Here is a 25318-nt window from a genome sequence, read left to right as displayed (position 1 = left end):
TGTAGAAAATTATATTATTATTTATGAAGTGTTCGAAAATGAAAAGGTTGTTGCGGTGGTAACCGTAAAATTATGAAGCAATCCGCATGAAGTACTCAGAGTATTGCCGGGAACTACCACAGGTGAGTAATAAAGAAATTGTCCATGAAAGATAAAGATTCAGGTGGAGGTAAAGTAGCAAGACGGAGTTATAGCATTGGAAGCAGTAGTATTTATGGATATGGCGTTCCGGCATATTAAAAGGCAGGATTTTCTGATCCTAAATCTGCTATATATAATGTCTAAGAAAATACTTGACTTTTAAATATTACAAGTGTAAGATTTAAGAAAATAAAAGCGTTGAAAGAAAGGGGTATCTATGAAAAAAGACGGAAAAAACAAAACAGGGCTATAAATTAGTATGGCAGGATAGTTTGATTTTTCCAGATTTAGAGAGTGATGATAAAATAAGCGTTACTACCTCAAAAGCGGAGCGAGGAGAAATATTAGACCGGAATGGTAAAATGCTTGCAGGAAAAGGTGTAGCGACATCGGTTAGTATTATACCGGGAAAGCTGAAAGACAGGAATGTATCTCTTGAAAAAATAGCAGAGTTGAAGGCAACGAAAGAAGGTACTTCTGGTAAAGAAGTCGGGTGGTTTTCGGCGTTTACTGCAGATAAAAGCGTGGACAAACCAATTCTTCTCATCAGTATGGTTGAGAATGTGAAAGGAATCGGTGAAAGTGGTTATGTTGTTAGAAAAGATGCAACAGTATTGGATGAGTATTTTAAAGAATAAAAAAATTTTTACAAGAAATTATTACAAACGTAAGATTTTGATGGTGATATTGATAATTCTTATGGTTTTTACAGGATGCAGACAAGAAAGAATCACAGAAAAAGTACAAAAGAAAGAAACTGTAGAATCTGCAATGTATGCTGAAGCGAAAGAAACAGCACAAACTTTTCAGAATATCTATATACAGGAGAAGTCAGAGTCAAATATATTAAAAACGAAAAGAAAAATTATCAATTGTCTGAAAATGCAAGGATATGCGGCAGTAGATTGTGATAATCAGATTGATATGGTCAATCGTGAAAAAGTAGAAGAATTTTGCAAGGCATCGGAGAAAGAAGAACAGGCAGCAGTTGATATTGTTGTTGTATTTGATGAAGGGGAAATTATACAATATCATTTAGAGTCAATGAATGGAAAGATAAATGTTCGATTATGTCAGGTTAAATGGAAGGATAATAGCCCACAGGCTAATTATTATGATGAATATGAAGCATATGCGTGGAAATATACAGAAAAAGGATACTTGTTTCTGGAGAAATATCACCCACCGGGATTTGATGGAGCACCGGGTGAAACTGGATTCAGAGTGCAGCCATTAGATAAAACATGCCGGGAATTGAATCGAAAATATGTTATGCCGTTGGGGTATGCACTTAATAATCTGTTGATTACAAATTGGGATAACCAGAATTATACGGAACTTGATTTTTATGATCTTTATGAAAAAATGTATTATATGAAATATGGAAAGCAAGTTCCATATGAAGCAAATTATGGTAGAGCAGAATATGAAGTTCCAGAAGATGAGTTTGAAGAGGTTATAAAGACCTATTTACCATTTAGTAATACCGAGATTGAAAAGGGAACTTTTTATAACTCTGATAATAGAACTTTTAGATACAGACCGCGAGGGTTATATGATTGTGAATTCCCATATGAGCCATATCCGGAAGTTATCGCATATGAAAAATTACAAGATGGAACATTAAAACTTACGATAGAAGCAGTATGGGAAATCAGAATGTTAGATCAGGCAATCACCAGTGAATTGATGATAAAACCTATGGAAGACGGAAGTTTCCAGTATTTATCAAATAAGGTAATCAGGTCAGATCAAAATGCAAATGCAGGGTGGTATATGCCAAGGTTAACAGAAGAAGAGTGGGAAGAGAATTACAGTAATAATTAGGGGGCAATATGAAAAGAAAAAGTATTTTGTTAGTACTTTGTATAGGAATGATTCTGACTTCCTGTGAAAGTAAGATATCATTAAACAGCACAGATGTAAAAAATGAGAAGAATCAGAAAAACACTACCATGGAAAATCCGGATAAGGGATATAATCTACCAATCGATGAAGACAAGAAAAAGGAAGTTGCGAACGATTGTGAAGAAATTATGGGCATTATCCGAGACATTTATTCTGAATATAATGGAATACAAGAAGCAGATCAGAACACTGCTGAGCAAATGATGAATCGGATGGAAGAAATTATCAAACAAAATGGGAATCCGGTCATTGGTTCCGATCATTATTCTGTTATGGATAATTACCAGAAGATGGAACAATTTTTAAAATCTGCAGAACAAGAAGAAAAAGGAAGTGTAATTTTATATGAAGCAGATACAGATGGTGGAATTACTAGAAAAGAATATAGTTATGATGGAAAAGAAATGAGTGTGATGTCCGCAAAAATGATATGGAGTGAGGATACAGAGCCTGTACTTACATACATATCGCTATCAAAAATAAAAGAATGGGCATATACTGAAAATGGGAATTTCTGTTATGAATTATGCGTACCTGAACCACCGGAAGTGACAGAGATTGTAGATGGAAGTTGTATTATCCGGGTAAAGCCTTTGAGTGAGGAGTGTCGGGAATATTCAAAAAAATATGTGAGTACGTTCGGCTATCAGGGAAACAATCTGTTATGTTCAAACTGGAATGCGGAGGATATGCAGGAGTTGGATTATAATGGACTTTATGAATATTTTTATCAAATGAAATATGGAGAAAAATTTACTGCAGAAAAAGAGGTTGTGGGAATTCCAGCAGAAGAGTTCGAAAATGTAATTATGACATATCTTCCTGTTACAAAAGAAGAATTGAAAGAATGGGCGGTCTACGATGAACAAAGTAATATGTTTATCTGGGAACGATTGGGATGTGGTAATTATTCACCAACACATTTTGGCTTGTCTTTACCGGAAGTAACAGAAGTCAGGCACAATGAAGATGGAAACATTGTTTTGACAATTCATGCAGTATGTGATTCTGTTGTATGTAATGATGCTGTTATTACACACGAACTTACGATGAAAATTCAGGATGATGGAACGATTCAGTATGTTGGAAACAGTATTTTAGATAATGGTATTGATAATATACCGAGGTATCAGTACCGGTTAGGTAATTTGCAGAATTGATTAGTAGAGAAGAATGAAATAAAGAGAACTGATAACGGGAAATTATGCTATCAGTTCTCTTTATTTATTTCCAGATACCAAGATTAGAAAGTACAGATTCTGTTATTTCAGTAGCTTGACTTCCGGTTGCGTTGGAAGGAGCTTGAATATTTGTTGCAAAGTAGTAAGTATTATTCGCTGTTTCAATGTATCCGATAAACCAGCCATTGACATCTTTACCATTGACACGCCCGGTTCCTGTTTTCCCGTAAAGAGAACCGGAAGAAGTAGTGGAAAGCAGCAGGGCTTTTTTTACTGCCTGGATATTTTTACTGTCAAAATGAAAATTATTTTGATAGAAATCCTGTAACAATTCCACCTGCTCTATGGGTGATATCTTCAGAGAGAAATCTGTCCAATAGAGATTTAGATTTGTTCCAGTATTCTGATTCCCATAGTTTATTGTCTGTAAAAATGTTCTTACGGATTCAAAACCTGCCTGTGAATCAATTGCTTGAAAATACCAGTTTACGGAATTATGCATAGCCGAGGTTAAATCTTGATCGGCTTCCCATGAATTAAAAGGATATGGTTCTCCATTCCATGTGAAAGTGGAATGTTCTGGTGTAATAATTCCAGATTCCAAGCCAAGTAATGCATCATATATTTTATAAGTCGAATTCGGTGATACACGTGTGGAAGCATGATCCATATTATAAATATTCCATCTATCAGCAGACTGATCATATAAAACAAAACTTCCGGTGTAGTCCCCAAAATTGGAAGAAAGATTTAGCTGAGTAATATTCTTTTCGGTTGTGTCAAAATGATACCCAGTCTGATCAGAAGCATAAACAGAAAGTATGGGAATGCATCCAATGATGATAGTAGAGACGAATATGCATATAAGATATCCACGAATTTTTTGTTTAAAAGTAGGTTGGTGGAATGATGCAATATTTAAAATGCGTCCTTTTAACTGTTTTATATTTCCACTAATTCCCATAGTAAGAGGGAATGGAGACAGAGCTATTGTTTCGGCAAAGTTAATCAGTGTATTTCCATATGACTTGTATTCTGTTTCTTTCAATAATTGTAATACAGCACTGTCGCAGGCAAGTTCCCGTTCCTGACGTATTCTTTTTAGAAAATACCAGATTAGGGGATTGAACCAGTAGAAAACATTTACTGTATTTATCAAATATCCAATTAGAATATCTTTATGCTTGTAGTGCTGCAGTTCATGAAGAAGCATATATCGAATATCAGTTGCACTTATAGTTCCAGCGTTAAAATCTGAAATCAAGTGAATTGGAAGATAAATGCGAGGATGCAGGAAACCAACCAAAACAGGAGATTTCAAAAATGCTGTACTATAAATCGGAATGGTATGCTTGCTGTTCACTTCGTTTAAACATTCTATATAAAGAGCGTTTAGTTCTTCATTTTGAAGAGGTAAAGCAGAACTATGTAAGGCTTTTACTTGTTTTACTGAGCGGTAGAGAAGAAAAAACATTATGAATATACCGATACTCCAGAAAAATACAAGTAATGTGTGAATAAAAGTTGGTATTTGGGTGCTGACAGAGACAGCAAAATCATTTATTTTATCCAAATTATAACCATTACCAGAAAGAAAAGTGGTTTGAATATCACCATTGGTATTTGAACTGGCTGTCAGCAAATGGCTCCACGATATAGAAGATGGGGCAGAGCTTATCGGTAAAAAGGGAACAATTAGAACGGCAAGAAATATAATCGAAAGATTATATTGCATACGTGCGGATAATTGCCTTTGCAATAAATTTTTTAATCCCAGTAAACTACCTAAAAAAATACAAATGATGGCATTACAGAGTAAAAATCGAAAACTAAAATATATCAAAATATGCTCCTCCCATGGTTAATGATTGGAAAGAAGATTCCGTAAGCTGGCAATGTCTTCTTCAGACAATTTATCATCCTCAATGTAAGAGGCAAGCATAGAAGTGATATTACCATTATAATAACGCTTTAAAAAAGAATTACTTTCCTGCCGAATATATTCGTCTTCCTTGACCAATGGAGTATAGACAAAAACCCGGCTTTGTTTTTCATAGGTTAGTGCTTTTTTAGAAACGAGACGTTTAATCAATGTCTGAATTGTTTTAGGACTCCAACTGGAAATTTGTGTTAATTTTTCAGTAATTTCATTGGTGCTGATTGGTGCGTATTTCCAAACGATTTTCATAACTTCAAATTCAGCTTCTGAAATTTGAGGCAGATTGCTCATGTGATATTCCTCCAAATCTTACAAATGTAATAAAAATATTATATATCTTAAAAGGTTATTCTGTCAACGCGAGAGTGAACAGCAACACAAATACAAAAGTACAGAACAAACATTCGGTTTTGTTCTGTACTTTTTTTATATTGAATGATATACTAGACAAGTAACAATACTAGAAATAATATTACTACATTCCAAAATAAATTAGATTCAATCAGGAGAAATCATATGGATCATTTTGAATTAGTATCAGAATATAAACCAACAGGAGACCAGCCACAGGCAATCAAAGAACTAGTCGAAGGTTTTAAAGAAGGCAATCAGTGTCAGACATTGCTTGGCGTCACCGGATCTGGTAAGACATTTACGATGGCGAATGTCATCCAACAATTGAATAAACCAACGCTGATCATAGCACACAATAAGACACTGGCAGCGCAGTTATATGGGGAATTTAAAGAGTTCTTTCCGGATAACGCAGTGGAATATTTTGTCTCTTATTATGACTACTATCAACCAGAAGCTTATGTTCCGTCTTCAGATACTTATATTGCTAAAGATTCAGCAATTAATGATGAGATAGATAAATTGCGTTTATCCGCAACAATGGCACTGACAGAACGAAGAGATGTTATTATAGTAGCCAGTGTTTCTTGTATTTATGGTCTTGGTAGTCCATTAGATTATCAGAATATGGTTATTTCATTGCGTCCGGGCATGGAGAAGGACAGAGATGAATTGATTTCAAAATTAATAGAAATTCAGTACAATCGTAATGATATGGATTTTCATAGAGGTACATTTCGTGTCAGAGGAGATGTTGTGGAAGTGATACCGGCTAATGCTGAAAGCACTGCTATCAGAGTGGAATTTTTTGGAGATGAAATTGATAGAATTGTTGAAGTTGATGTTTTAACCGGTGAAATTAAGGGCGAATTAAAACATGCTGCAATTTTCCCGGCTTCACATTATGTTGTTGATAAGGAAAACATAAAACGTGCTGTAGGTGCGATTGAAGATGAATTGGAAGAACGTGTGAAGGAATTCAAACGCCAAGATAAATTATTGGAGGCACAGCGTATAGCAGAGCGTACAAATTTTGATGTTGAAATGTTAAAAGAAACAGGTTTTTGTTCCGGTATTGAAAATTATTCCAGACATTTATCCGGATTGCAACCGGGACAACCTCCATATACATTGATTGATTATTTCCCGGATGATTTTATTATGATGATTGACGAATCACATAAGACAGTTCCACAAATAGCGGGGATGTATCATGGAGATCAGTCAAGAAAGACAACGTTGGTTGATTATGGATTCCGTCTGCCTTCTGCTAAAGATAACAGACCTCTCAATTTTGAGGAGTTTGAAAGCAAGGTGAATCAAGTGTTGTTTGTCTCAGCTACGCCTGGCGTGTATGAGGAAGAACATGAATTATTGCGTGCTCAGCAGGTGATCCGTCCAACAGGTCTTCTTGATCCTGAGGTTGAAGTGCGGCCGGTTGAGGGACAGATAGATGATTTGCTAGGTGAGATTAACAAAGAAGTTGCGAAAAAGAACAAAATATTAATCACAACATTGACGAAAAGAATGGCAGAAGACTTAACAGACTATTTAAGAGAAGTCGGTGTACGTGTAAAATATTTACATTCCGATATTGATACATTAGAACGAACAGAGATTATACGTGATATGCGTATGGATGTTTTTGACGTACTGGTCGGGATTAATTTGCTGAGAGAAGGATTAGATATTCCGGAGATTACACTTGTTGCAATTTTAGATGCAGATAAGGAAGGCTTTTTGAGATCAGAGACTTCGTTGATACAGACGATAGGACGTGCGGCGAGAAATGCAGAAGGTCATGTTATTATGTATGCTGATACGGTGACCGATTCTATGAGAATGGCAATAGAAGAAACAAAAAGACGTCGAGAAATTCAGATGAAATATAATGAGGAAAATGGAATCACACCTCAGACAATTAAAAAAGCAGTTCGAGATTTGATCAGCATTTCTAAGAAAGTGGATACTTCGGAATTACAGATGGAGAAAGATCCAGAATCTATGAGCAAAGAGGAACTGGAGAAATTAATCGGAAGTATTACAAAGAAGATGAAAAAAGCAGCAGCAGAATTGAATTTTGAACTTGCAGCAGAGTTGCGAGATAAACTTATAGAGTTAAAAAAAGCATTCAATGAGATAGATGATTAATGATGGTAGGAGACAGAATATGGGTAAAAAGATGGACGCCAGACAGTATATTAAAATTCGAGGCGCAAATGAGAATAATTTAAAAAATATTGATGTAGATATTCCGAGAAATGAGCTTGTTGTATTGACTGGTTTGAGTGGATCGGGTAAATCTTCTCTTGCATTTGATACGATTTATGCAGAGGGACAACGTAGATACATGGAGTCTTTGTCATCTTACGCACGTCAGTTCTTAGGACAGATGGAAAAACCGGATGTAGAAAGTATAGAAGGCTTATCCCCTGCTATTTCAATTGATCAGAAATCTACAAACCATAATCCACGTTCTACAGTTGGAACAGTGACAGAAATTTATGATTATTTTCGACTTTTGTATGCAAGAATCGGGATTCCACATTGTCCAAAATGTGGGAAGGAAATAAAAAAGCAGTCAGTAGACGAGATGGCAGATCAGATTATGGCGTTGCCAGAGAAAACGAAAATTCAGTTATTAGCACCGGTTGTAAGAGGACGTAAAGGGACACATACAAAATTATTTGAACGTGCAAAAAAAAGCGGATATGTCCGTGTCCGTGTTGATGGTAATATGTATGAATTATCAGAAGATATAGTCTTAGATAAAAATATAAAACACAATATTGAAATTATAGTAGACCGTCTTGTTGTAAAACCGGGTATTGAAAAGCGGCTGACAGATTCGATTGAAAATGTGTTAAACTTGGCAGAAGGTTTATTGGTTGTAGATATCATTGACGGTGAAACAATGAATTTTAGTCAGAGTTTTTCGTGTCCGGATTGTGGGATAAGTATAGAAGAAATCGAGCCAAGAAGTTTTTCTTTTAATAATCCATTTGGGGCATGTCCGGCTTGCTTTGGACTTGGATATAAGATGGAGTTTTCGGAAGAATTGATGATTCCTGACCCTTCACTTAGTATTAATGAAGGGGCGATTACAGTAATGGGATGGCAGTCATGCGCAGATAAGAATAGTTTTACGAATGCAATTCTTGTCGCATTATGTAAAGAATATGATTTTGATTTAGATACACCATTCGACAAATATCCAAAGAAGATTCATGATATTCTAATCTACGGCACCAATGGAAAAACTATAAAAGTATACTATAAAGGTCAGCGAGGAGAGGGAATTTATGATGTTGCATTTGAAGGTTTAATAAAGAGTGTTGAGAGAAGATACCGTGAAACACATTCTGAAAACAGTAAAGCAGAATATGAAACATTTATGAATATTACTCCGTGTTCAGAATGTAAAGGGCAACGTTTGAAAAAAAGTGCATTGGCAGTAACTGTAGGCGATAAAAATATTGCAGAAGTAACATCGTTATCTATTGATTGTCTGCAGGAATTTTTGAATAATTTAGTCTTAAGCAAGACACAACATATAATCGGGGATCAAATATTAAAAGAAATCAAAGCTCGCATACAATTTTTAATGGATGTCGGATTAGAGTATTTAACATTGTCAAGAGCAACAGGAACACTTTCAGGAGGTGAGGCACAGAGAATCCGTCTTGCAACTCAAATTGGCTCGGGCCTTGTAGGAGTTGCATATATTTTGGATGAACCAAGTATCGGTCTGCATCAAAGAGATAATGATAAATTGCTGGCAACGTTAAAACGATTGCGTGATCTGGGTAATTCTCTTATTGTTGTAGAACATGATGAGGATACAATGCTTGCAGCAGATTGTATTGTGGATATCGGACCAGGAGCAGGGGAACATGGCGGTCAGGTTGTTGCAATAGGGACGGCGAAAGAATTAATGAAATGTAAAAATTCTATCACGGGAGATTATCTGAGTGGGAGAAAGAGAATCCCTGTTCCAACAGAAAGAAGAAAGCCAACAGGATATTTGAAGGTTATTGGTGCACAGGAAAATAATTTAAAAAATATTGATGTCAAATTTCCATTAGGAGTTATGACATGTGTAACCGGAGTATCTGGATCGGGCAAAAGTTCTCTTGTAAATGAAATTTTGTATAAAAAACTTGCAAAAGAACTCAATCGTGCGAGAACAATTCCAGGAAAACACAAAAGAATTGAAGGATTGGAGCAGGTTGATAAAGTAATTAACATTGATCAGTCTCCAATTGGAAGAACGCCGCGTTCTAATCCTGCAACTTATACCGGAGTATTTGATTTGATCCGGGATTTGTTTGCGGCCACCCCGGATGCAAAAGCAAGAGGATATAAAAAAGGTCGATTTAGTTTCAATGTAAAAGGAGGCCGATGTGAAGCTTGTTCCGGAGATGGAATCTTAAAGATTGAAATGCATTTTCTGCCGGATGTATATGTTCCATGTGAAGTATGCGGAGGAAAGCGTTACAATAGAGAGACGTTGGATGTGAAATATAAAGGAAAAAATATTTATGATGTGTTAAATATGACAGTAGAAGAAGCAGTAACATTTTTTGAAAATATTCCTAGTATCCGTAGGAAAATGGAAACTTTGAACGATGTTGGTCTGTCTTATATCAGATTAGGACAGCCTTCTACGGAATTATCCGGAGGAGAAGCACAGAGAATTAAGCTTGCAACGGAACTAAGTAAGAGAAGTACTGGAAAGACAGTATACATTTTGGATGAACCAACGACAGGGCTTCATTTTGCAGATGTTCATAAATTAACAGAAATATTACAGAGATTGACTGCGGAAGGGAATACAGTTATTGTTATAGAACATAATTTAGATGTGATTAAAACAGCAGATTATATTATTGATATCGGACCGGAAGGTGGAGATAAAGGTGGTACAGTAGTTGCCTGTGGAACTCCGGAAGAAATAGCATTGAATGAGAAATCATACACAGGAAAATATATAGATGCAATACTTAAGAAAAATAAATAAGAAAGAGCTGTTCTTCTACAGCTAATTACGTTATTATAGAAAGATACGAAAGAATATAAATAATAAATGTTCGAAAGGGAGTTATTGCATGGCTGTAGATATTGGAATTGATTTAGGAACAGCAAGTGTTCTGGTTTATGTAAAAGGAAAAGGGGTTGTATTAAAAGAACCTTCTGTTGTAGCCTATGACAGAGAGACAAATGAAGTAAAAGCAATTGGAGAAGAAGCAAGATTGATGCTTGGCCGTACACCGGGGAATATTATAGCTGTTCGTCCGCTTCGGCATGGTGTGATTTCTGATTATACAATAACAGAAAAGATGATTAAATATTTTATATTAAAAGCACTAGGACGAAGAACTTTTAAAAAGCCACGAATTTGTATATGTGTTCCAAGTGGAGTTACTGAAGTAGAGAAGAAAGCAGTGGAAGAAGCTACATTTGCAGCCGGAGCAAGAGAAGTTCACTTGATAGAAGAACCAGTCGCAGCAGCGATTGGAGCAGGAATTGATATTTCCAAGGCATGTGGAAATATGATTGTTGATGTCGGAGGCGGAACATCTGATATTGCTGTTATTTCTTTAGGTGGAACTGTAGTTAATACTTCTATAAAAATTGCAGGGGATGATTTTGATGAAGCTATTGTGCGTTATATGAGGAAAAAGCATAATTTACTGATAGGAGATCGTACAGCAGAAGAAATAAAAATCAAAATTGGTACAACGTATCCTCTGGCAGAAATTGAAAAATTGGAAGTAAAGGGAAGAAATCTAGTGACGGGATTGCCAAAAACAGTTTTAGTAACATCTTCCGAAACAGAAGAAGCCTTAAAAGAGATAAGCGGTCAGATTGTAGAAGCTGTTATTTCTGTATTGGAACAGACGCCACCGGAACTATCCGCAGATGTTCTGGACAGAGGGATACTTCTTACCGGAGGTGGCTCTATGTTAAGAGGATTGGAAGAGTTGATTGAAGAAAAAACAGGGATTCATACAATAACAGCTGAAGATCCGTTGAAGGTAGTTGCGGTAGGAACGGGTCAGTATGCTGAATATATTGGTGGAAGCAGAGAATTATAAGAAGAGAGTAACGAAAGAAATGGAAATAGTAACCGGGTATGTGGAGCATATTGTATTTCGCAATAATGAAAATGGATATACGGTATTTAATTTAGAAGGAACAGATGGAGAAGTGACATGCGTTGGCACTTTTAACTTTATTAATGAAGGCGAGCTGCTGGAAATTGAAGGTGAGTTTGTGACGCATAATGTGTATGGCACACAATTGAAGGTCAGCAGTTATAAAGTAAAAGAACCAGAGGATTTGATGTCAATCGAAAGATATCTTGGTTCAGGAGCAATAAAAGGTCTGGGGGTTGCACTGGCAGGCAGGATTGTTCGAAAATTTAAAGAGGATACATTTCGGATTATAGAGGAAGAACCGGAGCGATTGGCCGAAATCAAAGGAATCAGTGAGCGTAAAGCACGAGAAATTGCAATACAAGTAGAAGAAAAGAAAGATATGCGAAAAGCAATGATATATTTGCAAAAATATGGGATTTCTACTACGCTTGCGGTGAAGATATTTAAATTTTATGGGACAAAACTCTACCAGGTTTTGGAAGAAAACCCATATCAATTAGCAGACAATATTGAAGGAGTAGGATTTAAAACTGCAGACGAAATCGCAACAAGAGTAGGTATTTCGGCAAATTCAGATTTTCGTATAAGAAGCGGTCTTTATTATGTTTTGCAGCAAGCAACAGCCGAAGGACATATTTATCTGCCGAAAGAAGTATTGACAAGAAAAGCAATTCAAATTCTTGGAATTGAAATCGACAGTATTGAGAAATATATTATGGATTTATGTATAGAACATAAGACTGTCATGAAAGAAAAAAATGGCGAGATCAGAGTTTACCCGGCACATTATTACTATTTGGAATTAAATGTTGCAAGGATGCTGAATGAGTTAGCAATTGACTGTCCTATGCCGGAAAGTATGATAGAAAAAAGACTTAAGAAGGTGGAAGAACGAGAGAATCTTGTATTAGATACAATGCAGCATCAAGCAGTGATTGAATCAATCAAGCATGGTCTGATTGTATTAACAGGTGGTCCTGGAACTGGAAAGACAACTACAATCAATACCATGATACAGTTTTTTGAAAGTGAAGGCATGCAGATTTTACTTGCGGCTCCAACAGGTCGTGCGGCAAAACGTATGACAGAAGCAACTGGATATGAGGCACAAACGATTCATCGCTTGTTAGAGGTGAGCGGAAATCCGGAAGAAGAAGGTAATATTAATGGCTTTATGAGAAATCGTGAGAATCCTTTAGAGGCGGATGTGATTATCATTGATGAGATGTCAATGGTAGATTTACCATTGATGAATGCGTTGCTATCAGCAATTGTTGTGGGAACGCGTTTGGTATTAGTGGGAGATGTGAATCAGTTGCCATCGGTTGGAGCAGGAAGTGTGCTAAAAGATATTATTTTATCTGAACGCTTTCGTGTAGTTACATTGACTAAAATTTTCCGCCAGGCCGGAGAAAGTGATATTGTAGTTAATGCACATAAAATAAACGCAGGACAGCCAGTTGTTCTTGATAATAAAAGTCGCGATTTCTTCTTTTTGAAACGCCAGGACGCAGATACGATAATCCGTGTAATCTTGACATTGATTCAGAAAAAATTACCCAAATATGTGAATGCATCACAAAATGATATACAGGTAATGACACCAACCAGAAAAGGACTTCTTGGGGTTGAAAGATTGAATATTATTTTGCAGAAATATTTAAATCCATCTGAGCCGGGGAAAGCAGAAGAAGAGATTAATGGACGTATTTTCCGTGTGGGAGACAAGGTGATGCAGATAAAGAACAATTACCAACTAGAATGGGAAGTACGAACAAAATATGGAATTGCAGTTGATAAAGGGCAAGGCGTATTTAATGGAGATATGGGAATTGTAACAGAAATCAACACTTTTAACAGAACAGTGGAAGTTGAATATGATGAACATCGAAGGATAAATTATCCATTTGAGTTAACAGAAGAATTAGAACTTGCATATGCAATCACAGTTCATAAATCACAAGGAAGTGAATATCCGGCAGTAATTATCCCATTATTGCAAGGACCAAAATTGCTATATAATCGAAATCTATTATACACTGCAGTAACCAGAGCAAAAAAATGTTTGACGATTGTTGGGAGTGAAGACGTATTTCAATATATGATACAAAACAAAAGCGAGCAGAATCGCTATACAAGTCTGGCAGAGCATATCCAGGAATTTTAAAATTTCTGGATATCGTCTATCCGCCTAGATGTCCTTTCTGTGGTAATATTACCAATCAAAAAATTTGTGATCTTTGTAAAATGAAAATCCACTATATTAAAGAACCAAGATGCATGAAATGTGGCAAGCCTGTTGAAACAATGGAGCAAGAATATTGTCAAGATTGTGCAAAACAAAAGCATATATTTGACCAGGGAAGAGGATTGTGGATTCAGAAACAACCTGTTTCAAGAGGAATTTATCAATTTAAATTTCATAATAAGAGATATTATGCAAGTGTCTTTGCAGAAGAGATGATGAAAAGATACGAGGAATGGATATATAGAAATGAAATTGAAGAAATAATCCCAATTCCACTATATAAAGCAAAACAAAGAAAAAGAGGATTTAACCAAGCCTTATTGATTGCAAAAGAACTCAGCATTTTATCAGGAATTCCAGTAAATGAAAATGCTGTATTTCGCATTCGCAATACAAAACCGCAAAAAATATTAAATCCAATGGAGCGAAGTAGAAATCTCAAAGGTGCATTTGGGGTTAAAAAAACATGGGAAGTAAAAAATAAAGTACTATTAATTGACGATATATATACAACCGGAAGTACGATGGATAGGGTTGCAAAGGTATTGAAAAAGGCCGGAACTCAAAAAGTTTACTTTTTAACGATAAGCATTGGACAAGGACTCTGAGTATATGCTATACTTAAAATGATGTTTTGGAATAGTTTATATCGGAGGGTGTAAAATGCTGGATAAGAAAAGAATACGATTAATGGTTCGTATGGCTTCGTATGAAAAGACAAATGCGAAACAAGATCAGAAAATCAGCAGTTATTATAAAAAAGACTATATCAGTTTAAATACATTGATTACGATTTTGTGGATAACGATAGGATATGCAATTATTGTTGGTTTGGCTGCTGTATGTGGAATGGATATTCTTTTTGAAAATCTTACTATTGTCAGAATGCTTATTTTAGTCGGTCTTGTTATTGTGGGATATATCATAGTTCTTGTGATTTATGGTGTATGTGCAAGTAGTTATTATAAATCGAAACATAATCGTGCAAAACAACGAGTGAAAAGATATTACAGAGATATGTCCAAATTAGAAAACTATGGAAAAAAGGAGCGTAGGTCATGAGTACAGTTTTGGTATGGAGAGAACAATTTCAAAAATTATATGCAAAATATTCTTTTTATATTATCAGAATATTACAATTCGCTTTGGGAATAGCAGTATTTGGGATGATTAATTCAAATATAGGGTTCTTGAAAATAGCTTCTACTTCAATTTGTACAATTGGGTTGGCACTTATATGTGCATTTTTGCCATTGGGAGTGATGACTCTGATAGCTACAATACTTATTTTAGCACATATGTATACTTTGTCATTAGGACTCATGTTAATAACAGGTGTGTTTTTTCTTTTGATGTACATATTTTATTTGCGGTTTGTGCCAGACCAGGCTTGGTTAATTTTGTTAACTGCAGTTGGATTTGCATGTAAAATTCCATTTGCAATAGTAATCGGGATTGGATTGTTAGGGACACCATTGTATTTAATTTCAGCAGTATGTGGAACTTTTACATTTTACATGGTTCATATTGTTAAGATCAGTTCAACTTCTTTTAAAGGGGAAGCGGCACATAATCTGTTAGTAATGGTGATGAAATTTGTTAAACAGTTTTTTTCTAACAAAGAAATGATATTAATGATGGTAATAGTTATAGTCTGTGGACTCCTTGTATATGGGCTGAGAACTCGTTCGATTGATCATGCATGGAAAATCGCAACTGTAGCAGGAGTACTTACAGCAGTAGCACTCAGTGTAATTGGAAATGTCGTGTTTAATATCCATATCGCATACCCATCTATGCTGATTGATGGGATACTTGCAATAATAGTAGGGTTGTTGTTTGAAGTTCTATTTTTGTCCGTGGATTATAGCAGAACAGAATACTTGGAATTTGAGGATGATGAGTATCATTATTATGTAAAAGCAGTTCCAAAAGTAGCAGTTACCGCACCAGAAAAAAACGTAAAACAAATTACAGGACAGACAAATGATGCAAAAAATGATGAGATGAAGTCCATAGAGCAGAATGATAAACAGGAAACAACAAATAATTATGGTAGAAATGAACGAGCAGAGGATTTGCTTTTAACAAGAAGTTTAAACAAAGAATTGGGAATTGACGATACTGCCAAAAAGTAGTAGCTAGTCAAGATAATTCTGGGAGGTGATGTTGTGCAGCGTTGGGTAACCCTTTTTTTTGACAAATATATACATGAATCTTATTTCCCTTCCGTTGGCATCACAGATATTGTGGAAATTTTAATTATAGCAGTTGTTGTTTACGAGATTATGCTGTGGATAAAAAATACAAAGGCATGGATGCTGTTACGTGGAATGCTTATGTTAGGATTTTTTATTCTGTTCGCAGCTATTTTTCAGATGCATACAATTCTATTCCTGGCAAAAGAGTCAATCAATGTACTTGCTATTGCAGCTGTGGTAGTGTTTCAACCAGAGTTAAGAAGAGCGTTAGAAAAGCTTGGTGAGAAAAATCTTCTAAGTAATATTAATTTATTTGATAAGAATAAAGAAAATCAACGTTTTTCTGATGAAACCGTGAATGGTATTGTAAAAGCTTGTTTTGATATGGGACGCGTTAAAACAGGTGCATTAATCGTAGTAGAGCAGGCAATTCATTTGACAGAATATGAAAAAACAGGAATAGAGTTAGATTGTAAGGTTTCACCGCAAGTTTTAATTAATATTTTTGAACATAATACACCGCTTCATGATGGGGCAGTGATTATCAGAGGAAATCGCATTACATCAGCAACATGTTATTTGCCACTTTCTGATAATATGCAAATAAGTAAAGATTTTGGAACAAGACATCGAGCTGCACTCGGTATGAGTGAAGTGTGTGATGCTCTTGTGATTGTAGTTTCAGAAGAAACAGGACAGGTATCAGTTGCAATGGGAGGACAATTAGTACGCGGAGTCACTCCGGATTACTTAGGTACTCGATTGTGTCAAATTCAGTACAGAAATGGTGATTCTAAAAAGTTCTCTCTGCGGAAAGGACGGCGTAAAGATGAAGATGCATAATATGACCAAAAATATAGGCTTGAAAATTATGGCGTTTTTATTTGCAGTCTTGTTGTGGGTTATCGTTGTCAATGTAGATGACCCAGTTGTGAGTGCTGTATACAGAGATATTCCAATTACTGTAATAAATGATGATGTTGTTACAAATAAAGGAAAAGTATATCAAATTGTAGATGATGTTCAAAAAGTAAATGTAACAGTATATGCAAAACGTTCTTTGATTTCAAAAATTAGTGGAGAGTCGATTTCAGCGACTGCTGATTTAAGTCAGATGGATGTGAATACTTATATGGTTCCGATAACGGCAACAGTAAAAGAGTATGAAGCAAATATACAATCTGTAGATACAAATCCGAGAAATATAGAAGTTAACATTCAAGATGTTACCGGAAAAAAATTCCCTATATCTGTTAGTACAAGTGGAACGCCTAGGGATGGATATGTAGTTGGAGAAATGACAACAAATCCGAAAGAGGTAACCTTGCGAGGATCTGAAACTTTAATTGATAGTATTGAAAAAGTAGTTGCCAAGATAGATATATCAGGGATGTCAGACAGCGGTGTTGTAGATGCAGAATTGATATGTTATGATTCAAATGGAAATGTTGTAGATCAGACAAAACTAAGTAATAATCTTGGAGATAAAGGAATCAGCGTAAATGTTCAGATGCTGAATACCAAAAATGTCGGATTGAACTTTGCAGTGTCAGGGGAACCGAAAGCAGGTTATATTTATACCGGAATGACTGTAGAACCGGAAAGTGTACAGATTTGTGGGACAGAAGATGTTTTGGCTGAGATAGATAGTATTAATATTCCGGCAGATCAGATAGATATAACAAATGAACATGGTAAAAAAGAATATACAATTGACATTACACCATTTCTTCCAAAAGAAGTATCTTTGGTTGATGAAACAGCTAATAATGTAGTTGTAACAATTCTAATTGAACAAGAAGGAACAAAAACCATAGAATTACCGGTAGAATCAATACAAGTCAAGAATTTATCTGATGAATTTAAGGTCTCTTTTGAGGCAGAGAAAGATTTGATACTTACATTTACTGGTTTAGAGCAGGAACTTGCAACATTAGATATAAAAAATGCAGCATCAATTGATTTGAAAAATTATACAGCTGAAGGAGAGTATGATGTCCCAGTAACAATAGAAACCGCTACGGGAGTAACTCTGACAGAGCAGCCAAGTGTAAGAATTATGTTAAAAGAAAAGACGGATGTATCTGAGCAAAGTGGAGTTGAGAAATCAAGCAGCATAGATAATAAGACGACAGATAGTTCAAAAAAAGATTGATAATAAGACAAACGAGGAAAATAGGGAGGCAAAAAATGGTAAGCGGAAAAGTGATAATTAAAAATCCAACAGGATTGCATTTACGCCCCGCTGGTTTATTTTGCAAAACAGCCATGCAATTTGGCGCAAAAATTACAATTGAAAAAACGACTAGGACTGGTGAACTGACAGCAAATGCAAAAAGTGTATTGAGCATATTAGGAGCCTGTATTAAAAGTGGAGATGAAATTACAATTGTTTGTGATGGAGAAGATGAAGAAAAAGCATTAGATGAAATGATAGCAATTGTGCAGGCTGGCTTGGGAGAATGATAAGCTTGTCAAATTAAAAATCATAAAGGAAGTAGGAGGAAGAAGACAAATGTGTAAAGCAACATTAGTAATTATGGCTGCAGGAATCGGGAGCAGATTTGGCGGAGGAATTAAACAGTTAGAGCCGGTGGGACCAAATGGTGAAATTATTATGGATTATTCTATCTATGATGCAATGGAAGCCGGCTTTGATAAGGTTGTATTTGTAATTAGAAAAAATCTTGAAAAAGATTTTAAAGAAGTTATTGGAAATCGTATTGAAAAAGTCATTGATGTTGACTATGCATATCAAGAATTAGACGATATTCCGGAGAAATATCAAGAAACATTTGCAGAAAGAACAAAACCATGGGGAACAGGACAGGCGATTTTGTGTTGTAAAGATGTTGTGGATTCACCGTTTTTGGTAATCAATGCAGATGATTATTATGGAAAACAGGCATTTAAAGAAGCATACGATTATTTAACAAAAGAGAGCGTGAAAGATGAAATCTGCATGGTGGGTTTTGTACTGAAAAATACATTGAGTGACAATGGAAGTGTAACAAGAGGAGTGTGCAAAGTTAATGAATCTAATATGTTGGTAGAAATTAATGAAACGCACGATATAGAGAAGACAGAAGATGGAGCTGTTGTTAAATGTGAAAGCGGAGATAAAAAAATAGATGTAGACTCTCCGGTTTCTATGAATATGTGGGGATTACGTCCAGATTTCTTTACTATTTTAGAAAATGGATTTGTAGAATTTTTAGAAAATGTAGATGCAACAGATTTGAAAGCGGAATACTTACTTCCAACAATTATAGGGGGGCTTTTGGAAGAAAAGAAGTTATCGGTTCGTGTGCTGCAATCTAAAGATAAGTGGTTTGGAGTGACATACAAAGAAGATAAAGTGGATGTAGTTAATGCAATTAATAATTTAATTGAAACAGGAGTATATCCTAATAAATTATTTTAATCATAGTTAAGGGGCGATAAATAGTGAAAAAAGGGAAACTTATAATTATAGGTCTTGTTGTGATGGCATTAATTTCAGGATGTGGAAAAACAGCAGATTCAAAAGAAAATAAAGCCAATTCAACAGAACAGACAAAAGATATCGAAACAGCTAATGAAACAGAACAAAATAAAGACGTGCAGACGGAAGAAAATGCTGATAAACAAAAGGGAGAGGAACAGCAAATTCCAGATGAGCAAAATGTTTCTGTTCAAACAGGTGACAATATAAAAGTATATTATAGTAATGCTGATGCTTCTGGATTTGAAAGTGAAGAGGTGGCAGTAGAATCATTATCGTCAAATGAAGTGTTAAAAGCATTGGTCGATAAGGGAGTGCTTCCTGTAGATGTTTCGCTTTTAAGCTTTAAAGAATTTGAAAAAGATAATGAAAAATTATTAGAGTTAGATTTTTCTGATAAATTTAATACTTATATTAAAACGTTAGGTACTTCAGCAGAATACTATATTGTAGGAAGTATTTGTAATACATTTTTGGATGCATATGGAAGTGATAAAATTCATATTACAGTAAATGGAGATGTCTTTACAACCGGACATGCGGAATATCCGGGATTTATGGGAAAATTTAATTAATAAATAAAAATCAGTACACGGAGATATTTGATTCGTGTACTGATTTTTGTTTTGCCTGGAGGGAATATATAAAAACAAATTTGCGTTAGTTAGTTTTTTAATAGTTTCCTTTGAATCCAGTCAGAAATATAAGAAAAAGTATTTTTTATAAGCTCCAGTTCGATTCTTATATAATTGCCAAGATGTCTCATGCGGAAAGGAACTTTATTGCAAGATTTACGTTTTTCCCAACCTTCTTTTAATCCTTCTTTATAGTCGTTGCCGAAATTGATTTTGCAGAAAAATAAATATTTAACGAAATAACCGACAACAAGAGGTATAAAATTTAGTAAGAGTTGAAAGAATGGCATATTTTTATAATTTAGCCAAATACTATTTCTTGCAGATAACTTCACTTTAAATGTATTGTATTTAGAACCGCTTGTTCCGCTTCCAACATGATATACAAGAGCTGTAGGGCAATAAGTGTTTTGATAGCCATATATTTTCGCACGATATCCCACATCAATATCTTCTAAGTAAGCGAAATGTGACTCATCAAAATAACCAATCTTTTCAAAAATTTTCTTGCGGTAAATGGCAGCTCCGGCGCAAGCTGAAAAAATCTTGTCTGTATTCTGGTAATTCTGAACAGAACGACCTGCACCTCTACATACGCCCCAACCAAGAACGGTATACAAATCGCCTGCACTGTCAATAAGATCAGGATGATACATTTGAATCATCTTACTACTAACAGAAAAAATAGAAGGAGATTCTTCTATGGCCTGAATCATAGCTTCTACATAATGGGTGTCAACAGTAGTGTCGTTATTTAAAAGAATCACGTAAGGCGTTTGTGCATGACGTATACCTGTATTGACAGCAGTACTGAATCCATAGTTTTCCTTTAAAGCAATCACTTCAATATCAGGATAATATTGTGCCATGTATTCAAGACTGCCATCTGTTGAATGATTATCAACAACAAGAATTTTAAAATCTTTACATGTTTGTACTTCTAAAGATTTTAAACAGGGCTCCATAAAATGTTTTCCGTTATAATTTGGAATAATTATTGTGACTTTCATAATATCCTCACTTTTAAGCATAATCTTATTGCATTATAACAAATCTCTTTTTTAGAATCTATAAAAAAGCAAAATTATTTATAAAAACTATATTTTTTACATAAATGTTACAAAATAATGAAGAAATATGTGTAAAATTAGTGTTTTTACTTGTTCAATAGAGTAAAATGTTGTATTATATAACAGATAGTGTAATTAGAAAATTGGGTGAATGTTTTATTGGATTACATATTATGTAAAAAACAAGAGGTTAAAATAAAATGATTAAAGAAAATCAAAAATTGCTGAATCAAATTCAGGTTGTACTAGATGGAATTGTAATCATATTAGCTTATGCGTTGTCATGGTATATCCGTTTTCGGAGTGGTATATTTGAATTAGATGAATGGTATCTGTCTTTGCAGGAATATATGAAATGGTTATGGGGGATTGTTCCTGGATTTTTGATGCTATATTATATTTTTAAACTGTATGTTCCTAAGCGGGTTCTTGGTAGAAGACTAGAAGCGTGGAGAATTTTACAAGCAAATATAATCGGTGTTATGGCATTGATTGTTGTATTATACGTTATAAAACAGCCTAATATATCTCGAACAATGCTTTTTGTGTTCGGTGTAGTTGATGTGTTTGGAGAAGTTCTGGAAAGAAATCTAGTACGTATGATATTGCGTAAGATACGAAAAAACGGATATAATCTAAAGCACATTATCTTAGTTGGATATAGTAATGCAGCAGAAGAATATATAGATCGAATCAAAGCAAATCCTGAATGGGGATATCAAATAAGAGGAATTTTGGATGACAGCATTGAAATAGGTTCAGAATATAAAGGGATTAATGTAATTGGCTGCACAGACGATTTACAAATTATCCTTCCTGAAAATAAACTTGATGAGATTGTAATTACATTAGGGTTGGACGAGTATAACAAATTAAGAAAAATTGTCAATATGTGTGAAAAATCGGGAGTTCATACAAAGTTTATTCCCGATTATAATAATATTATTCCTACAAAACCTTATACAGAAGATATTCAAGGACTTCCGGTTATTAATATAAGACATGTGCCTTTAAATAACTGGATCAATCGTTTTATGAAACGGTCGATGGATATATTCGGAGCGTTAGTTGCAATTATTTTGTTCTCTCCGATTATGTTAGTTGTATCAATTATAATTAAAGTAACCGATCCGGGTCCGTTGATATTTAAACAAGAACGTATTGGATTGAAGAATAAACCGTTTTATATGTATAAATTCCGTTCTATGGTTGTACAAAAAGAAAAAGATGAGAAAAAAGGATGGACTGTTAAAAATGATCCGCGTGTGACACCTATAGGAAAATTTATTCGAAAAACAAGTATTGATGAACTACCACAATTGTTCAATATATTAAAAGGTGATATGAGTCTTGTCGGACCTCGTCCGGAAAGACCACTATTTGTAGAAAAATTTAAAGAAGAGATTCCACGATACATGATAAAACATCAAGTCAGACCAGGATTGACAGGCTGGGCACAGGTGAATGGATATCGTGGAGATACATCTATCCGTAAACGTATAGAACATGATTTATATTATATTGAAAATTGGACATTAGGATTTGATATAAAGATTATTCTGTTAACGTTTCTTAAAGGATTTATTAATAAGAATGCATATTGATAAACAAAAATCAATTACACATAAGTAATATTATAATGTAAGATATTGTGAAAAGGTGCAAAATGAATAAAAGTGTAGATATAATTATTCCGACATATCGACCAGACGAAACAGTTGTCTATTTGATAAAAAAATTATTAAAGCAAACTTATCCGATTCATGAAATTCATATTATTGATACAGAAACAGGTATATTTCCTAAAGAATTAAAAAATTTAAGTGATAAAATCCGAATTTCAAAAATAAAGCCGGAACAGTTTGATCATGGGGGAACCAGACATGAAGGTGCAATGCAATCCCATGCAGATATTATTGTTTATATGACCCAGGATGCTATGCCGGTAAATGAATATTTAATTGAAGAATTAGTAAAAGCATTTGATAATGAAAAGATTGCAGCTGCTTATGCGAGACAATTACCGAATAGTAAATGTAATGTGATTGAGCGATATACAAGAGCATTTAACTATCCAGAACAGAGTAGAATAAAATCAATGGAAGATTTAGAAACATTAGGGATTAAGACATATTTTTGTTCAGATGTATGCGCAGCATACAGGAAATCGGTTTATGAGTCATTGGGAGGCTTTGAAGAAAAAACAATATTCAATGAAGATATGATTATGGCTGCAAAAATTATTCAATCCGGTGGACTAGTAAAATATGTTGCAGAAGCGAAAGTGATTCATTCACATAATTATAATTGTAAACAACAATTCCAGAGAAATTTCGATCTTGCTGTTTCGCAGGTTGAACATCCGGAAGTATTTCAAAACATTAAATCCGAGTCAGAAGGAATGCGTCTGGTTAAAAATACAATGATTTATTTAATTAAAATTAAAAAGCCGTGGCTTATTATTAAATTGATTTCGCAGAGCGGATTTAAATATATGGGTTACTGTCTTGGAAGAAAATATAGTCAGTTACCGATGTGGTTGATTAAAAAATGTACAATGAATCAGAGATATTGGTAGAAAATGGATTGATGTTTTAAATAAAATCATGTATGATATCAATCAGCGGAGTACAAACGGTAAGAGGAAAGGAAATAGTATGTCAAAGCGAAATAATCGTTCTGTGTCAAATCAGAAAATGAGAAAACAAGCGAATAGAAAAAAATCTCAAAATGTAAAAAGAGCTCAAAAGAGAAGAGGCATGACAACGGGTAAAAAAGTTTTGGTTGGGATTTGCATTGTGCTTTTAATTTTTGTTATTGCTGCAATTGTTGGTGTGGCTTATGTTGGAAGCAAAATGGGAAAACTTAATGTTGGAAAATTAGATGTTGATGCCCTTAGTATTTCAGATGAATTGTCTTATGATGAATCCGGATATTTAAATGTTGCACTGTTTGGTCTGGATAAAAGAGCAAATAATGACGAGATGGGTGAACGAAGTGATACGATCATGGTTGCCAGTTTAAATAGAGAAACAAAAGAAGTAAAGATTTCATCTGTATATCGAGACACTTTACTACAACAAAAAGATGGAACATACAATAAGGCAAATTCAGCATATTCATTTGGTGGGGCAGAACAGGCTATCGCTATGTTGAATAAAAATTTGGATTTAGATATACAACATTATGTTACAGTTGATTTTGCTGCATTGGTGGATGTGATTGATGCGCTGGGTGGAATTGATATTGATGTAACAGATGAAGAAGTTGAATATTTAAATGGTTATATAATGGAAATAATTGAGAATACTGGTGTTAATACAGTTGCAGTAGAACATTCAGGTCTTCAGACTTTAAGTGGAGTACAGGCTACAGCGTATGCTAGAATCCGTTATACAGCAGGGGATGACTTTAAGCGTGCAGAGCGTCAAAGATTAGTATTGGCTAAAATAGCAGAAAAAGCTCAGCATGCAGATTTAGCAACAATAAATAAGATTATTGATAAAGTATTTCCTAAAATAGAAACAAACTTCACTTTAAAAGAGATTTTGGCTTATGCAAAAGATGCCATGAAGTATCAGCTGGCAGATACTACTGGTTTTCCGGAAGTAAAAGATACTATGGATTATGAAGATGCAGGAAATGTTGTCGTTCCTCTAACATTAGAAAGTAATGTTAGAACTTTGCATCAATATTTATTTGGTGAAGATGGATATACACCGTCATCTACGTTATCGGCTATTAACAGTGAACTTGAAAGTATAAGTCAAAATGGCAGTACGGGTACGACAGACAGTTCGGATTCTTATTATAATGACGGATATACTGATTATAGTAACCAAGGTTATGATGATGGAATTAATTATGATGATAGTACAACATATGATCCGGGGCAAACAGATTATAATGATTCAAACGACTATAGTGGTGACTATAATTATGGTTCTGATTCAAGTCAAAGTGATACAGGTGCAGGATATTAAATAAACTGTTTAA

The 25318-nt window shown here is 34.7% G+C and carries 21 protein-coding genes; 18 read left to right on the top strand and 3 right to left on the bottom strand.

Translation table 11 applies throughout. The features are described 5' to 3' along the window. Nucleotides 1-413 precede the first annotated feature (413 nt). The 3 genes from H8S40_RS16430 to H8S40_RS07780 are packed head-to-tail and all read left to right on the top strand — an operon-like array spanning nt 414 to nt 3209. Complete coding sequence (locus H8S40_RS16430; RefSeq protein WP_366482355.1) at nt 414-779, top strand: hypothetical protein; 366 nt, start codon at nt 414-416, stop codon at nt 777-779. Then, nucleotides 730-1968, top strand: a complete 1239-nt coding sequence (locus tag H8S40_RS07785; protein WP_243238313.1) for a DUF6070 family protein — start codon at nt 730-732, stop codon at nt 1966-1968. The genes H8S40_RS16430 and H8S40_RS07785 overlap by 50 nt, the downstream gene beginning before the upstream one ends. An 8-nt stretch (nt 1969-1976) precedes the next feature. Beyond that, complete coding sequence (locus H8S40_RS07780) at nt 1977-3209, top strand: DUF6070 family protein (RefSeq protein WP_186864975.1); 1233 nt, start codon at nt 1977-1979, stop codon at nt 3207-3209. A gap of 64 nt (nt 3210-3273) precedes the next feature. On the opposite strand, the gene H8S40_RS07775 is transcribed toward H8S40_RS07780, so the two are convergent. Together H8S40_RS07775 and H8S40_RS07770 are read right to left on the bottom strand one after the other, a co-directional pair. Then, on the bottom strand, nt 3274-5073 hold the full coding sequence (locus H8S40_RS07775; protein ID WP_186864974.1) for a BlaR1 family beta-lactam sensor/signal transducer: 1800 nt from the start codon (nt 5071-5073) through the stop codon (nt 3274-3276). Nucleotides 5074-5091: 18 nt separating this feature from the next. Continuing rightward, nucleotides 5092-5460, bottom strand: coding sequence for a BlaI/MecI/CopY family transcriptional regulator (locus H8S40_RS07770; RefSeq protein ID WP_005341664.1), 369 nt, complete (start codon nt 5458-5460; stop codon nt 5092-5094). Between the two features lie 225 nt (nt 5461-5685). On the opposite strand from H8S40_RS07770, the gene uvrB reads away from it, so the two are divergent. The 12 genes from uvrB (at nt 5686) to H8S40_RS07710 (ending at nt 20192) form a co-directional block, all read left to right on the top strand. After that, entirely contained in the window at nt 5686-7674 is a 1989-nt protein-coding gene (gene uvrB / locus H8S40_RS07765) for an excinuclease ABC subunit UvrB (RefSeq protein ID WP_121055103.1), read from the top strand. A 19-nt stretch (nt 7675-7693) separates the two neighbouring features. Further along, on the top strand, nt 7694-10543 hold the full coding sequence (gene uvrA / locus H8S40_RS07760) for an excinuclease ABC subunit UvrA (protein WP_118723556.1): 2850 nt from the start codon (nt 7694-7696) through the stop codon (nt 10541-10543). An 88-nt stretch (nt 10544-10631) separates the two neighbouring features. Then, nucleotides 10632-11621: a rod shape-determining protein gene (locus H8S40_RS07755; protein ID WP_022075950.1), complete on the top strand. Its 990-nt coding sequence runs from the start codon at nt 10632-10634 to the stop codon at nt 11619-11621. A 19-nt stretch (nt 11622-11640) separates the two neighbouring features. Next, nucleotides 11641-13851 (top strand): SF1B family DNA helicase RecD2, encoded by a 2211-nt coding sequence (gene recD2, locus H8S40_RS07750; protein ID WP_186865636.1) that lies wholly within the window; start codon nt 11641-11643, stop codon nt 13849-13851. Then, nucleotides 13776-14540: a ComF family protein gene (locus H8S40_RS07745; RefSeq protein WP_366482678.1), complete on the top strand. Its 765-nt coding sequence runs from the start codon at nt 13776-13778 to the stop codon at nt 14538-14540. The genes recD2 and H8S40_RS07745 overlap by 76 nt, the downstream gene beginning before the upstream one ends. 55 nt (nt 14541-14595) lie before the next feature. Further along, nucleotides 14596-14994, top strand: a complete 399-nt coding sequence (locus tag H8S40_RS07740) for a hypothetical protein (RefSeq protein ID WP_118723558.1) — start codon at nt 14596-14598, stop codon at nt 14992-14994. Continuing rightward, complete coding sequence (locus tag H8S40_RS07735; protein ID WP_118723559.1) at nt 14991-16070, top strand: hypothetical protein; 1080 nt, start codon at nt 14991-14993, stop codon at nt 16068-16070. The genes H8S40_RS07740 and H8S40_RS07735 overlap by 4 nt, the downstream gene beginning before the upstream one ends. 33 nt (nt 16071-16103) lie before the next feature. Further along, a complete protein-coding gene (gene cdaA, locus H8S40_RS07730; RefSeq protein ID WP_118723560.1) occupies nt 16104-16976 on the top strand; it encodes a diadenylate cyclase CdaA in 873 nt (290 codons plus the stop codon). Continuing rightward, a complete protein-coding gene (locus tag H8S40_RS07725) occupies nt 16963-18288 on the top strand; it encodes a CdaR family protein (protein WP_022075944.1) in 1326 nt (441 codons plus the stop codon). Before cdaA ends, H8S40_RS07725 begins: the two co-directional genes overlap by 14 nt. A gap of 35 nt (nt 18289-18323) precedes the next feature. Beyond that, nucleotides 18324-18599 (top strand): HPr family phosphocarrier protein, encoded by a 276-nt coding sequence (locus H8S40_RS07720; RefSeq protein ID WP_118723561.1) that lies wholly within the window; start codon nt 18324-18326, stop codon nt 18597-18599. Nucleotides 18600-18648: 49 nt separating this feature from the next. After that, nucleotides 18649-19557: a nucleotidyltransferase family protein gene (locus H8S40_RS07715; RefSeq protein ID WP_186864972.1), complete on the top strand. Its 909-nt coding sequence runs from the start codon at nt 18649-18651 to the stop codon at nt 19555-19557. A gap of 23 nt (nt 19558-19580) precedes the next feature. Then, entirely contained in the window at nt 19581-20192 is a 612-nt protein-coding gene (locus H8S40_RS07710; RefSeq protein WP_118723563.1) for a GerMN domain-containing protein, read from the top strand. 89 nt (nt 20193-20281) lie between these two features. On the opposite strand, the gene H8S40_RS07705 is transcribed toward H8S40_RS07710, so the two are convergent. Further along, nucleotides 20282-21262, bottom strand: coding sequence for a glycosyltransferase family 2 protein (locus H8S40_RS07705; protein ID WP_118723793.1), 981 nt, complete (start codon nt 21260-21262; stop codon nt 20282-20284). Between the two features lie 260 nt (nt 21263-21522). Here H8S40_RS07705 and H8S40_RS07700 point away from each other — a divergent pair, with 260 nt between their 5' ends. From H8S40_RS07700 to H8S40_RS07690, 3 genes are all read left to right on the top strand, one after another. Continuing rightward, on the top strand, nt 21523-22926 hold the full coding sequence (locus tag H8S40_RS07700) for an undecaprenyl-phosphate glucose phosphotransferase (RefSeq protein WP_118737931.1): 1404 nt from the start codon (nt 21523-21525) through the stop codon (nt 22924-22926). Nucleotides 22927-22988: 62 nt separating this feature from the next. After that, nucleotides 22989-23900 (top strand): glycosyltransferase family 2 protein, encoded by a 912-nt coding sequence (locus H8S40_RS07695; RefSeq protein ID WP_118737932.1) that lies wholly within the window; start codon nt 22989-22991, stop codon nt 23898-23900. Nucleotides 23901-23979: 79 nt separating this feature from the next. Beyond that, nucleotides 23980-25305 carry an LCP family protein gene (locus H8S40_RS07690; RefSeq protein WP_243116195.1) on the top strand — a complete coding sequence of 442 codons (1326 nt, stop codon included), beginning with the start codon at nt 23980-23982 and terminating at the stop codon, nt 25303-25305. The last annotated feature ends 13 nt before the right edge of the window (nt 25306-25318 follow it).

The organism is Ruminococcus hominis, from assembly GCF_014287355.1.
Taxonomy (GTDB): Bacteria; Bacillota; Clostridia; order Lachnospirales; family Lachnospiraceae; genus Schaedlerella; species Schaedlerella hominis.
Note: the sequence above shows the minus strand (reverse complement) of the source record. Positions and strands in the feature narration are given on the sequence as shown.